Here is a 13,690-nt window from a genome sequence, read left to right as displayed (position 1 = left end):
GGCTGCGCAGTGGCTGTGCCGCTGCTGCGTGCCGACACCCCCGCCGGACACGCCATGAACCGCGCTCCGCCTCCAACCTCGATGAGTTCGCCGATGCCCGCCCTTCGTCATCTCTTGCGCCCGTTGCTCGCCGCCCTGTTGCTTGGCGCCGCCACCCAGGCGGCCCAGGCCGCTGCCCCCGCCTGCCCGTCCAGCGACCTGCCGACCTTCCTCAAGGCCTTTGCCAGCAGCCCGGAGCTGCAGCAGGCGTTCACCGATTCGCCGCTGATCGAACAGCGCCCGAGCCATGACGAGTACGGCCGCGAGATCACCACCCGGCACAAGCTGACGGGCGATACCCGCCACCTGCTGACCCTGCTCGATCCACAGGCCCAGGCTCGGGCCGGACTGCAAGCCTTCTGGGAGAGCCAGACCCTGGTGGTGCATGATCCGCTGGGCGACGTGGTCCAGGCCTTCGTCTTTCAACAGGGCGCCTGCTGGCAACTGGTGCGGGTGGAGCAGTGGTCCATGGACGGCCTGCTCAACCAGGACGCCCCGGCCAATGAAACCGCCCTGCAGCGACAGATGCGCAAGGCCGATCTGTTCCTGGGCTACGGCGGTCGCGAGCAGTACCTGTTGACCCAGTACTTCTTCGAGCTGGGCCAGCAGCTTCTGCTGGACGCCGCCCGGCATGGCTCGGCCACGGCGGCGGTGCGGGCAGTGAGCCTGGGTTACTCGGGCATGGCACCGCAGCTCAAGCCCGGGGAGCCGGAAGAACTGCTGCTGCCTTACGCCCAGGCCGATGCCGAGGCGGCGTTGATGCTGTCGATGTACTACTGCGACCCCCGCGGCGATGGCTCCGTCAATGAGTGCCAGCAACCGCGCAAGTCCGAAGAGCTGGTGCAGCGCACCGCCCGGGAACTGGACTCGGCCGACGCCTACTACTACCTGGGCAGCGGCTACGCCGAGGGCAAGTGGGGCACCACCGATGGCCCCCGGGCCCTGGCCTGCTACCGGGAAGCGATCAAGCGCGGCGACCTGAACAGTATCCGGCCCCTGACCTGGTGGACGAAAAAAGGCCAAACACCCGCCGGTGAAGCCCAGTGCCTGGATGCCCAGGCTCCAGTGGGGAGCTGAGGCCCCTGTGGTCTGCCCCCATGAACTGGAGGGTGGGCATCACGCTTTTTGACTCTTTTTCACAAGAGTTTGATTGCCCACACACGGCCTGATCGCGTTAATTGAGCGTTCACTCAAGTACCGATAGGCCGCCCCATGCTTCCCGCCCCCCAAGAACCCACCACGCTGCCAGGCCCCTGGAGATGAGTGCGCACCTGCCCGTCCAGGCGGCACGACTGCAGCACGTGGACGCCCTGCGCGGCTTCGCTCTGCTGGGCATCCTGGCGGTGAACATCTGGTCTTTCGCCGACCCCTACTACGCCTCGCCGGTCAGCAACCCGGCCTACGCCAGCAACCTCGACCACCTGATCCGCTGGCTGGTGTCGGTGCTGTTCGAGGCCAAGTTCTACCTGCTGTTCTCCTTCCTGTTTGGCTACAGCTTCACCCTGCAGATGGCCTCCGCCGAGCGGGCCGGCGAACGCTTCGTGCCGCGCATGCTGCGGCGGCAACTGGCCTTGCTGGCCATCGGCCTGGTGCACGGCGCACTGCTGTTCTACGGCGAGATCCTCATCCTGTACGCCCTGCTGGGCATGGTGTTGCTGGCGCTGCGCGGGTTGTCGGCAAGGTGGGCCGCGACCCTGGCGCTGGTGCTGACCACGGGAGCCGCCGGGCTGATCCTGCTGTTGGGTGTCCAACTGCTGAGCGCCGGTCTCTACACCGGCGCCGCCGACGGCGCAGCGGTGCTCAAGGACATGGCCCTGGGCGGCGATGCTCTGGATACCCTGGCCTACAACGCCTCTCACCTGTTGGAGACCGCTTCTGCCCTATGGCTACTGCAGGGACCCAGCACCCTGGCGATGTTCCTGCTGGGCTATGTCGCCGGGCGCAAAGGCCTGCTGGTGGCGCCTTACCGCTTTGAACGCAGGCTGCCAGGGCTGCTGGCCCTGACCCTGCCCCTGGGGCTGGGTGGCGCCCTGCTGTACGGATACTGGGCAGCCTACGCCCCCGGTGGTGGTCTGGAAGTCATCGGCTACGGCATCAGCCAACTGACCGCGCCGCTGCTCTCGGCCAGTTACGCCATGCTGCTGCTCAGGGCCTTTAATTCCCCTCTGGGCCAGCGTCTGTGCCAACGCCTGGCCCCTCTGGGCCGGATGTCCCTGAGCAACTACCTGCTGCAATCACTGATCCTCTGCCTGCTGTTCACCGGCTACGGACTGGGGCTGATCAACCGTCTGTCGCCGCTGTGGATGCCCGTCCTGGTAATCGCCATCTACTGGCTGCAAATGAAACTCAGCGCACTGTGGCTGCGTACTCATCAGTACGGCCCTTGCGAGTGGCTGCTGCGGGCGCTGACCATCGGTGCCTGGCCGAACTGGCGCAAGCCCCTCCAGGTTTAAACCAGACGCAGATAGAGGTGGATATCCTCGGGCTCCAGGCGCAGCAGCTCCGGGTCCGGGATGGCCAGCAGCTCACAGCCCAGGCCGGTGTAAAAATCCACGGTGTGCCGCGACGGCGTGGCCGACACGTACAAGCCCTGGGCGCCCATGAACAGGGCCTGCTCCCGAGCCTGGGCGAAGAGTTGCCGGCCCAGGCCAAGGCCGCGATAAGCCCGGCTCACATGCAGGAACTTCAACTGCCGCAAGTCCAGCCCGGCAGCCTCGATGGGCAGGCAATCCACCACCGCCGCGGCCACCAGAGCCGGGCCATCGAACACCCCGTACAACCAGCCGCCGCGCTGGTAACACTGCTGCAAGATCAGCGCGTCATGCTCGGCCTCGCCCTCCGGCCAGCCCTCCACCACTTCATGCTGGGCATAACGCAGCAGAACCCCCTCCTGCAGGCGGTAGAACTCATCGATGACCTCGGCACGGTCGATCAATTTGAGCCGTTGGATATCGTCTTCGCTGAGCAGGCGCGGGTGCAGCATGGGACAGGTTCCTAGAGCTGATCAGTGGTTACCAATGGACACAAGCTAATCATTTTTCTGCCCCTGGCGAACCGTTTATTCTATCCGCCGTCTGTTTACATTCAGTTGCGTTTGGCCGATGGCTTGACCGAACCTCACCTCGCGATCCCCTCATACAGCCAGGAACGGCTGGGGATCTTTCCCCGTATAAGGTTCACCTATGCACCGCAGGAATCTCCTCAAAGCCTCCATGGCCCTGGCGGCCTACACCGGCCTCTCGGCCAGCGGTCTGCTGGCAGCCAGGGCCTGGGCCGGCGCCGCTGATGGCCAAGCCCAGGCATTCGACTTCGAGCGTCTCAAGGCCCAGGCCAAACAACTGGCCGGCCAGCGATACGTGGACACCAAGCAGGTGCTGCCACCGACCCTGGCGCAGATGACGCCGCAGAACTTCAACGCCATCCAGTACGACAGCCAGCACTCGCTGTGGAATGACCTGAACGGCCAGCTGGATGTGCAGTTCTTCCATGTGGGCATGGGCTTCAAGCAACCGGTGCGCATGCACAGCGTCGACCCCAAGACCCGTCAGGCGCGGGAAGTGCACTTCCGTCCCGCGCTGTTCAACTACCAGAACACCAGCGTCGACACCGCCCAGCTCAAGGGCGACCTGGGCTTTGCCGGCTTCAAGCTGTTCAAGGCTCCGGAGCTGGACAGGCATGACGTAGTGTCCTTCCTCGGCGCCAGCTATTTCCGTGCGGTGGACGCCACCGGCCAGTACGGCCTGTCGGCCCGGGGCCTGGCCATCGACACCTACGCCAAACGCCGCGAGGAATTCCCCGACTTCACCCAGTTCTGGTTCGAGACCCCGGACAAGGACAGCACCCGCTTCGTGGTCTACGCCCTGCTGGATTCGCCAAGCGCCACCGGCGCCTACCGCTTCGACATCGACTGCCAGGCCGAGCGCGTGGTGATGGAGATCGACGCCCACATCAACGCCCGTACCGCCATCGAACAACTGGGCATCGCACCGATGACCAGCATGTTCAGCTGCGGCACCCATGAACGGCGCATGTGCGACACCATCCACCCGCAGATCCACGACTCCGACCGCCTGGCCATGTGGCGCGGCAATGGCGAATGGATCTGCCGCCCGTTGAACAACCCGGCCAACCTGCAGTTCAACGCTTTCGCCGACAAGGACCCGAAGGGCTTCGGCCTGGTGCAGACCGACCACGAGTTCGCCAGCTACCAGGACACCGTGGACTGGTACAGCCGCCGCCCGAGCCTGTGGGTCGAGCCCACCACCGCCTGGGGCGAAGGCAGCATCGACCTGCTGGAAATCCCCACCACCGGCGAAACCATGGACAACATCGTGGCCTTCTGGACCCCGAAAAAACCCGTGGCCGCCGGCGACTCCCTGAACTACGGCTACAAGCTCTACTGGAGCGCCCTGCCGCCGGTAGGCACGCCACTGGCCCGGGTCCACGCCACCCGTTCCGGCATGGGCGGCTTCGTCGAAGGCTGGGCCCCGGGCGAGCATTACCCGCCAGTCTGGGCCCGACGCTTTGCCGTGGACTTCACCGGCGGCGGCCTTGATCGTCTGCCCGCCGGCACTGGCATCGAACCGGTGGTCACCGCCTCCAACGGCGAGGTCAAGGATTTCAGCATCCTGGTGCTGGACGAGATCAAGGGCTACCGCATCCTCTTCGACTGGTACCCGACCAACGACAGCGTCGACCCGGTGGAACTGCGGCTGTTCATCCGCACCCAAGACCGCACCCTGAGCGAAACCTGGCTGTACCAGTACTTCCCGCCGGCGCCGGACAAGCGCAAATACCCCTGATCGGCTGACAGCCCCCGGCACGCCCTAGGGGCCTCTTCGCCGGCAAGCCGGCTCCTACAGATCGCACCGCCTCCGTAGGAGCGGGCTTGCCCGCGAAGGCGGCCAGCAGTCAGACACAAAAAAACCGGCCCACACGGGCCGGTTTTTTTACATCGGCACAACCTTAATCGCGCAAGTCCGACTCATGAATCGGCTGGTCCCTGTGGGTCGCCCGCTGATACTGCGCCGGCCAGATTGCCTTGCGCCCGCCCAGGTCATCATCGGCATGCAGCGGCCAGTAAGGATCGCGCAGCAGCTCCCGGGCGAGGAAGATGATGTCCGCCTGACAGGTGCGCAGAATGTGCTCGGCCTGGGCCGGCTCAGTGATCAGCCCCACGGTGCCAGTGGCCATGCCCGACTCCTTGCGCACCCGCTCGGCAAAACGCGTCTGATAACCCGGCCCGGTGGGAATCTCGGCATTGGCCGCGGTGCCGCCGGACGACACATCGATCAAATCCACCCCCAGATCCTTGAGGCGCCGCGCCAGCTCGACGGTCTCGTCCGGGTTCCAGCCGTCCTCCACCCAATCGGTGGCCGACACCCGCACAAACAGCGGCAGCTCTTCGGGCCAGACTTTTCGTACCGCCTCGGTCACTTGCAACACCAGGCGAATGCGATTTTCGAACGAGCCGCCGTACAGGTCCTGACGCTGATTGCTCAGGGGCGAGAGGAACTGGTGCAGCAAGTAGCCGTGGGCGGCATGCACTTCCACCACCTTGAAACCAGCTTCCAGGGCGCGTTTGGCGGCCGCGACGAAGGCCTGGATGATCTCGTCGATCTGCCCTTGGTCCAGTTGGGTGGGCGGCGTGTGCTGCGGATCGAAGGCAATCCGCGATGGCCCCACCGGCACCCAACCGCCGTCCTCGGGCTTGACGCTGCCGGACTTGCCAAGCCAGGGCCGATGGGTACTGGCCTTGCGCCCGGCATGGGCCAGCTGGATACCCGCCACCGCGCCCTGGGCGGTAATGAAACGGGTGATGCGCTGCAAGGGTTCGATCTGCGCGTCGTTCCACAGGCCCAGGTCCTGGGCGGTGATCCGGCCTTCGGCGGTGACCGCCGTGGCCTCGGTGAAGATCAACCCGGCGCCGCCGACGGCGCGGCTGCCCAGGTGCACCAGATGCCAGTCGTTGGCCAGCCCGTCCACCGACGAGTACTGGCACATGGGCGACACGGCGATGCGGTTGAGCAGGGTCAGTTGACGCAAGGTATAGGGTTCAAGCAGCAGACTCATGGGGCACCTCTCGATCAATGGTCAGGCTCCAGGGTTCTGTTTGAACGGTCGACGAGTGACTGCGAAGTGAAGCGCCCGCCCCCGCGGGTAGAAGAATGACAAAAGGTCACAAGGCCAATCAGACAGTGCTTAGAGACTAGTCGACAACACTGCCGCTGGCAGGGTTCCTGATGGGTGCCGGGCAAAAAACTGTTGCCCTGGCCGCTGCCAGCGGCAGCGGCCAGGGCACTATCAGCCAAGCGGGGCCCGCAGAACCCGAGGCGGTGGGTTGCAGCGTCGCGATCAGCGAGCCCTCTACGCCGATATTGGCCAGGGCATGGCGAACCCTTTCATTGGCCAGATCGTGGGCAGGATTACGACGGGAAGAAGGAGGGGAAACAGGCGGATCGGGGACGATCTTTTTCATGGTGCAGCTCCTCGACGATGAAGCCTCCACACCTAACGCTGCTAGACGTTTGAAAAGGGTGGCGGCTGTACGCGGGCTAGCAGACCGGGTCGAGGAACCGGTGCGCCCGAAAGCGCCCCCACGCACAGCCGCCATAACAGCACACTGCAAATCTGAATTGCAGTGCTGATGGCATCGCTTGCGTTCGACCCGGGCTGCTATTCCCGATCACTGATAGGCAGTGATGAACCGAGACTAGTCAGCTGAGTAGATCGCCACAAGCGCCCGGGAGTGTCTCGGAAACCCCTTACAAAAGAAAGAGACATACCGCCATCCCGCTTTCCAAAAGTCTGGCGAAACCAGCCACAGCGTCCCTTAACGCGGTTCGATATGGGCAATCATCAACTGTACGGTTTCCTGGCCACGGAACTCGTTGAGGTCAAGCTTGTAGGCCAGCTCCACCCAGCGGATGGTCGGGTTGGGCCAGACTTCGCGGTCGATGCCGAAGGCGATGCCGTCCAACTTCAGTGAGCCGCATTCGCTGCGCAGCACCACTTTCAGATGACGCTCGCCAACGATGCGTTGCTCCACCAGTTCGAACACCCCGTGGAACATCGGCTCGGGGAAGTGCTGGCCCCAGGGGCCGGCGTGGCGCAGGGCGCGGGCCAGTTCCAGGTGGAACTCTTCCACCGCCAGGGTGCCGTCCGACAGCAGGCGCCCGGTAAGGTCTTCTTCGCGCAGCTGGCGCCGCACTTCTTCGTCGAAGGCCTCGGCAAAGGCCGGGAAGTTCTGCTCCGGCAGGGACAGGCCGGCGGCCATGGCGTGGCCGCCGAACTTGCTGATCAGTTGCGGATGCCGCGCGGCCACGGCGTCCAGGGCGTCACGGATGTGGAAGCCCGGCACCGAACGCGCTGAGCCCTTGAGCATGCCGTCGCCGGCATCGGCAAAGGCGATGGTCGGCCGGTGGTAACGCTCTTTCAGGCGCGAGGCGAGAATCCCGATCACCCCCTGGTGCCACTCGGCATCGAACAGGCACAGGCCGAACGGCATGGATTCCACCGGCAGCTCCTTGAGCTGGGCCAACGCTTCGCGCTGCATGCCCTGCTCGATGGACTTGCGGTCCTGATTCAGCTCGTCGAGCTGGGCGGCCATGGCCCGGGCGGCGGAAACGTCGTCGCTGAGCAGGCATTCGATGCCCAGGCTCATGTCGTCCAGGCGTCCTGCAGCGTTAAGCCGCGGGCCGAGGATAAAGCCCAGGTCGGTGGAGGTGATGCGCGAATGATCGCGCTTGGCCACTTCGAGAATCGCCTTGAGCCCCGGCCGCGCGCGACCGGCGCGAATCCGCTCCAGGCCCTGGTGCACCAGGATGCGGTTGTTGGCGTCCAGGGGCACCACGTCTGCCACGCTGCCCAGGGCCACCAGATCCAGCAGCTCGCCAATGTTCGGCTGCGGCCGGGTTTCATAGCGACCCAGGCTGCGCAGGCGCGCACGCAGGGCCATCAGCACATAGAAGATCACCCCGACCCCGGCCAGGGCCTTGCTGGGGAACTCGCAGCCCGGCTGGTTGGGGTTGACGATGGCGTCCGCCGCCGGCAGTTCATGGCCGGGCAAGTGGTGGTCGGTGACCAGCACTTGCAACCCCGCCGCCTTGGCCGCCGCCACGCCTTCGACACTGGAGATGCCGTTGTCCACGGTGATCAGCAACTGCGGCTCGCGCTGCAGGGCCACGGCGACGATTTCCGGGGTCAGGCCGTAGCCGTATTCGAAGCGGTTGGGCACCAGGTAATCGACGTGGGCCGCGCCCAGCAGGCGCAGGCCCAGCACGCCCACGGTGCTGGCGGTGGCGCCGTCGGCGTCGAAGTCGCCGACGATGAGGATGCGCTGGCGCTGGTCCAGAGCGGTCACCAGCAGGTCCACCGCGGCGTCGATGCCCTTGAGCTGCTGATACGGAATCAGCCGCGCCAGGCTCTTGTCCAGCTCCTCCACCGATTGCACACCACGGGCGGCATAAAGGCGGGTCAGCAGTGGCGGCAGATCGCCAAGAAAGGGCAGGACGGCGGGCAACTCACGGGGTTCGATACGCATGGGCTAACAGCAACTTCTCTTGGAGGACGGTGGATCGTTTAGGGGCAGAGCAGGCGATCAGCCGCGCTCACCCAGCAGCCATTCCAGCTGCACTTCGTGCTGGCCGCGATCGTCGGTGACGAAGATCGTGCCTTCGCTGATCATCACGTCCCACTTGATGACGCGCGGCATGTCCTTGGCCAGGGTCTCAAGGACCTCCTGGGGCACGCCGGCGATGTTGAGGTTCTTCAGGTTCTTCACCGCGTCCAGCACCCGGGTCTGCCAGACCCGCAGGCTGCCGTAGGCCAGCAGGCTGGTGCGCTCGGTGCGGCGCGAGCACCAGGTCAGGCGATCGGCGTCCGGCTGGCCGACTTCGATCCAGTGCAGGACGCGGTCATCCAGGCTCTTTTCCCACAGGGCGGGTTCATCCACATCCGACAGACCCCGACCGAACGACAGGTGCTCGTTGTACCAGAAGGCGTAGGCCAGCAGCCGCACCGTCATGCGCTCTTCAGTTTCCGAAGGGTGACGGGCGATGGTCTGCTTGACGCTTTCATAGACCCCGCGGTCGAGGTCGGTCAGGTTCAGTTCGAATTTGTAGGTGGTGGACGGCTGGGCCATGTGCGGGCTTCTTGAGTGTGCGAAAAGGCGGCAAGTCTAACCCGAAACCTGCCGCCCTGCCCGACCACTGACCGGGCCAACCCTGCTCTGGGTGACATCCGCTGAAACGCATTGGCTGGGTAAAGTCGGTTGCCAGCCTGTAGCCATGGCTTTATAACCCCGCGCAAACCGGCTGGCGCGTAACGCGCCAGAGCCGCAGTTCAATAGAAAAGGACGTCCATGACCCTCTTTGTCATCCTGCTTGTCATCGCACTGGTGTTCATCGCACTGATTCTGTACTCCCGCCGGAAAATCGCCGAACAGAGCGAGGGTCTGGTAATGACCAGCAACCTCACCGCCCAGATCAATCAGACCCTGCTGCTGAGCAAGGCCGAGCCGCTGCTGGCGCTGAAACTGGCAGAGACGCTACCCGGCGAGGCCCGGGAACTGGCCTTGCAGTTGGTGGCCAGCGAGCTCTACCTGGCAGGACACAAGGCCCAGGCCCTGGCGATCTACCAGCAACTGCCACCCCACGCCCGGGACTACGTGCTCAATACCCTGATCGAAACCCTGCTCGACACCGACGATACCCAAGCCTGCCTGGAACTCCTGGAGAACTGGGGGGAAGCCCTGCCCAGCTGGCCGCTGCTGCAAGTGCGTATCCTTCAGGCCCGCGGCGAACAGGCCCAGGCCCTGGCCGTACTGGGCGAACTGAGCGACCCGCGCCAAGCGGCCGCCCAGGAACGCCAGAGCATCGGCAACCTGCTGATCCTGGCGCGCCTGCAGCATCAGGCCGGGATGCAGGATGCGGCGCTGGCCAGCGTTGAGCAGGCGTGGTCGGCGTTTGAAGAAACCGAAGAGGGCCATCGCCAGTCGACGCTGCGCAGCCTGTTCGAAGCCTGCGCAACCCTGGGTCAGTTCGACGCGATCCTGACCCGGGCCGCGCCATTGCCGGCAGAAGAACAAGCCCTGGCAGTCGCCGCCCTGATCAAGGCCGCTCAGCTGGACTCAGCCCTCAACCTGCTGGCCCCCATCAACGACGCGCTCTACCCCACCACGTACAGCGAACTGATGGACCTGACCCTGGCCCTGCCGCCGATCGATAACGCCCTGCGTCTGCTGGACAAAGCCCCCGACCAGGATCGCTACAGCCCGCTGCTGAGCCTGCTGAACCACATGGCGACACAAGGCCAGACCGCAGAAGCCGAAGCACTGCTGCTGACTCTGGAACCTGAACCGAGCCAGCATCCCGGCCTGATGCTCAGCCTCTGTGAGCAGCACCACGCCACGCAGCCGCAATGGGCCGAGGCACTGCTGACCAAGGCACTGCAACAGATCGACGGTTACAAGAATGACCATGAGTTCTGGAGCGGCATACGCATGCAGGCCCTGCGCACCCAGCTCCAGCTGCAAAGCCGGCTGCCGGCCCATCGCCGGGACAGCTGGCTGGTACGCAGCAGCCTTGATGAGTTGCACCGCCTGCACCAGCAGCAAGACGGCGAACAGCAATTGCTGTGCATTCGCGAGCAGACCACGTTGCTGCACGACCTGGGTCAGACCGCCCAGGCCAGGACCCTGTTGGAGCAGGCCCTGGCATTGCTGGACAGCGACAGCCTGCCGGAGGTCGATGAGATGGACACAACCTTCTACCTGGAGGACATCGCCAGCGCCTACCTGAGCATCGACGAAGCAGAGCAGGCCCAGGCCCTGCAGAATCGATTGCACAGCCTGGAGGCCGGTAGTCGCGACCTGGAAGAGGACCTGCTGCTCAATCACATCGAGCACCAGCATTACGCCCAGGCCATCGAGGCCCTGACCCTGAGCGTCTTGCTCAGCGACAAGAAGCCTCTGTCACGCCTGTATCAGGCCCTGGAGGAGCTGCACCAGCGTGCCCCCGAGCGCGCCACTGAACTTCAGCAACAGTTGATGGAGCGGCTGACCAGCGGCATGGCCATGCGCCCCTTTCAGGCGAACTGAGCCCCCCGGACTGACACCCGCCTAGCTGCAACCCGGTGATCCAAGACGACTCCGTACCACGCGCCAGGCCCCAACCCGCACCAGAGGAAAATGGAATCATGGAAGTGCTTATCATCCTGCTGCTCATTACCGGCGTGATCTCACTGCTGGTGGTGTATTCCCACAAGAGCCGCAGCGGCAATGGCCTGGGCATCACCCTGGACGAGGCAGCGCAGATCAATCGTGCGGCCCACCTGAGCGTCATCGAGCCGCAAGTGGCCTTGCAGCTGGCACAACGCCTGACGGGCAAAGCCCGGCAACTGGGGCTGATGCAGATGCCAGCGGCGCTGTACCGACAAGGCGACCAAGAACAGGCCCTGGAGGTACTGGCCGAACTCGATGAAACCTACCAGCCCATGGCGCTGAACCCACTGCTCGAAACACTGCTCGACAAGGACGGCCCGCAGGCGGTGCTGAGCCTGTTGGAGCGCCTGCATCAGCCCCTGCCGTCAGCGCCCCTGCTGCGCATCCCGCTGTTGGTGGCCCGCGGTGAACTTGAGCAGGCCCGCGCCTTGCTGGTGACCTTCGGCGTCAACCAGCTGAGCCAGGACTCCCCCAGTGAGCACCGGCAGTTGGCTGCCCTGCAACGCGGCTTGGGCCTGGCCGACCAGGCCGCCATCAGCGTCGGCCTGGCCTGGCAACTGCTGCTGAAGCAGCCGGCCAATGAACTGGACCTGCATGAAGTGGAACAGACCCTGCGCGAGTACCGTGCCCAGGGGCAGGACGCGCAGTTCCCGGCCATGGCCACGCAATTGCCCGGATCGGCGCAAATCATCGTCGTGACCCTGCTGATGCAAGCCGGGGCATTCGACGCTGGGTTCGAACTGCTGGCGCAAAACCCTGAGCCCGACGACTACTTCGGCTATCCGCCGTTACTCACGCTGACTCTGGAGGCCAACCGTCCGGACCTGGCTCAACAACTGATCGCCCTGGTGCCGGAAACCTATGCCAGCGAGCTGCTCTTGAGCCTGTTGAACTGGCATGTCGGGCGCAATGAAATGGCCGAGGCCGAGGCGGCCTTGCAGGCCTGCGCCGTCTCGACCCCGCAGCGTATCTGGTGCCTGGTCTGTCTCTGGGGCACTTACGTCGAGGAACACTCGCAATGGTGCGCCCATCTGCAGGAGCAAGCCTTGCGGGCACTGGAAACCTTGCGTGGCGATGAGCAATGGCCGTGGTTGCGCCTACTGGTCCTGGAAACCCAACTGCGGGTCCAGGCAGATCTGCCGCGCCTGCGCCGCGACAGCTGGCTGATCCGCAACAACCTGGAGGAAATGGCGCATCTCAACACCCAGCTCGAATACGCCGAACGTCCGATGAAACTGGCGTTGCAGGCCAAGCTGCTACACGACCTGGAACAAACCCGACAAGCCGGCGAACTGCTGGATCAGGCTGTGCAAGCGCTCGACGACGAGCAGCAAAATGCGCCGCTGGACCCTGCGGAAAAAAACTTCTTCCTGGAACAGCTGGCGCTGAGCTACGTCTACATCGACGATCAGGCAAAGGCCGCCGAGCTAAAGACTCGCCTGGAGCAGCAGGCGGCCTACACCAACCAGTTGAGCCAGGCCATGGTGCTCAAGCATATCCACCAGCAACGCTTCGACGAGGCGATTGCCGGCCTGGAACTGGGCAACCTGTTTATCGGCGAAAACCCAGTGCAACAGTTGCACCTGGCCCTGGAAACCCTGAGCCAGAGCGCACCGGAAAAAGCCCATGAGCTGCGCCAGAAGCTGATCGACAGCCTAGCCGCCGAGAGCGCCTGGGGTTACCCGAAAGCCGCCTGAGCGCCCATATTGAGGCCCGCCGCGGCACGCCTTAACGCGGTGCGTAACGGGCCCAGAGTTCGTTGAACTCCTTGAGGTAACTGACCACCAGTTGCGGGTGGTCGATCACCAGCAGGTTTTCCTCGTTGCCGGTGGTGGCGCTGCGGGTCCAGTTGAAGCTGCCGTTGAGCAAGGTTCGGCCATCGAACACGGCGAACTTGTGGTGCATGTGGAACGGCGTGTCGTCGATCCGCACCGGCACCCCGGCCTCGCGTAGCACGGCGATATCGCTGCCGACATCGAACTGCTTTTCACTGTCGCTGATCACCCGCACGGCCACGCCGCGCTGGTGGCAGGCGCGGATTTCGTCGCTCAGTTGATCGTCGGAAATGGTGAACACGCAGATATCCACCGAGATCCGGGCCTGGCGGCACAGGTCGCGGATCTTGCGTCGGCAGTCTTCACCGGGGCTGAAGTGGGCGCTGGCCATGTCGCGCACCGGGGCGCTGTTGGCGTCCAGGGTCTTGACCACCTGCTCCAGCCATTTCAACGCCGGCAACACATTGGCGCTGTCCGCCAGGCTCAGTTCCCGTACCAGATCGAAAGCCCGATTGCGTAGGTAACGCACTTGATCGGCACTGAGTTCGCTGCCCAGTTGGCGCAGCTCGTCCCGCTCTTCGTTGCTCAGTTTCAGGTCCTGCAGGCTGTCGCGCAGCTGCTGGTCCAGGTGGGCAAAATCCATGTCGTGATCCTT

Annotated in this window: 11 protein-coding genes; 5 read left to right on the top strand and 6 right to left on the bottom strand. The window is 64.5% G+C overall.

What is annotated here, in order from left to right; genetic code table 11:
* Positions 1–93: 93 nt before the first annotated feature.
* Together PQT43_RS02005 and PQT43_RS02000 are read left to right on the top strand one after the other, a co-directional pair.
* Entirely contained in the window at positions 94–1,116 is a 1,023-nt protein-coding gene (locus tag PQT43_RS02005) for a hypothetical protein (RefSeq protein WP_272753448.1), read from the top strand.
* 182 nt (positions 1,117–1,298) lie between these two features.
* Positions 1,299–2,492 carry a DUF418 domain-containing protein gene (locus PQT43_RS02000; protein ID WP_272753447.1) on the top strand — a complete coding sequence of 398 codons (1,194 nt, stop codon included), beginning with the start codon at positions 1,299–1,301 and terminating at the stop codon, positions 2,490–2,492.
* On the opposite strand, the gene PQT43_RS01995 is transcribed toward PQT43_RS02000, so the two are convergent.
* The gene (locus PQT43_RS01995) at positions 2,489–3,022 is read right to left on the bottom strand and encodes a GNAT family N-acetyltransferase (protein ID WP_272753446.1); all 534 of its coding nucleotides are present in this window, start codon (positions 3,020–3,022) and stop codon (positions 2,489–2,491) included. The genes PQT43_RS02000 and PQT43_RS01995 overlap by 4 nt on opposite strands.
* A 199-nt stretch (positions 3,023–3,221) precedes the next feature.
* Between PQT43_RS01995 and PQT43_RS01990 the strand changes: the two genes are divergently transcribed.
* Entirely contained in the window at positions 3,222–4,841 is a 1,620-nt protein-coding gene (locus PQT43_RS01990; RefSeq protein WP_102878516.1) for a glucan biosynthesis protein D, read from the top strand.
* A 163-nt stretch (positions 4,842–5,004) separates the two neighbouring features.
* On the opposite strand, the gene PQT43_RS01985 is transcribed toward PQT43_RS01990, so the two are convergent.
* From PQT43_RS01985 to PQT43_RS01970, 4 genes are all read right to left on the bottom strand, one after another.
* On the bottom strand, positions 5,005–6,111 hold the full coding sequence (locus PQT43_RS01985) for an NADH:flavin oxidoreductase/NADH oxidase (RefSeq protein WP_102878515.1): 1,107 nt from the start codon (positions 6,109–6,111) through the stop codon (positions 5,005–5,007).
* 136 nt (positions 6,112–6,247) lie between these two features.
* Positions 6,248–6,517 (bottom strand): hypothetical protein, encoded by a 270-nt coding sequence (locus tag PQT43_RS01980; RefSeq protein ID WP_272753445.1) that lies wholly within the window; start codon positions 6,515–6,517, stop codon positions 6,248–6,250.
* 354 nt (positions 6,518–6,871) lie between these two features.
* The gene (recJ, locus tag PQT43_RS01975; protein WP_123393621.1) at positions 6,872–8,581 is read right to left on the bottom strand and encodes a single-stranded-DNA-specific exonuclease RecJ; all 1,710 of its coding nucleotides are present in this window, start codon (positions 8,579–8,581) and stop codon (positions 6,872–6,874) included.
* A 57-nt stretch (positions 8,582–8,638) separates the two neighbouring features.
* Entirely contained in the window at positions 8,639–9,181 is a 543-nt protein-coding gene (locus PQT43_RS01970; RefSeq protein ID WP_011059467.1) for a YaeQ family protein, read from the bottom strand.
* A 219-nt stretch (positions 9,182–9,400) separates the two neighbouring features.
* Here PQT43_RS01970 and PQT43_RS01965 point away from each other — a divergent pair, with 219 nt between their 5' ends.
* Both PQT43_RS01965 and PQT43_RS01960 read left to right on the top strand, forming a co-directional pair.
* Complete coding sequence (locus tag PQT43_RS01965) at positions 9,401–11,137, top strand: hypothetical protein (RefSeq protein ID WP_272753444.1); 1,737 nt, start codon at positions 9,401–9,403, stop codon at positions 11,135–11,137.
* 98 nt (positions 11,138–11,235) lie between these two features.
* Positions 11,236–12,957: a hypothetical protein gene (locus tag PQT43_RS01960; RefSeq protein WP_272753443.1), complete on the top strand. Its 1,722-nt coding sequence runs from the start codon at positions 11,236–11,238 to the stop codon at positions 12,955–12,957.
* Positions 12,958–12,988: 31 nt separating this feature from the next.
* Here the strand turns inward: PQT43_RS01960 and PQT43_RS01955 are convergent, their stop codons facing one another.
* Positions 12,989–13,678 carry a phospholipase D-like domain-containing protein gene (locus PQT43_RS01955; RefSeq protein ID WP_102878510.1) on the bottom strand — a complete coding sequence of 230 codons (690 nt, stop codon included), beginning with the start codon at positions 13,676–13,678 and terminating at the stop codon, positions 12,989–12,991.
* Positions 13,679–13,690: the final 12 nt, after the last annotated feature.

The sequence above is a fragment of the Pseudomonas sp. BLCC-B112 genome (assembly GCF_028550695.1).
Classification (GTDB): Bacteria; Pseudomonadota; Gammaproteobacteria; order Pseudomonadales; family Pseudomonadaceae; genus Aquipseudomonas; species Aquipseudomonas danubii.
This window is presented reverse-complemented; position numbering and strand designations above follow the sequence as displayed.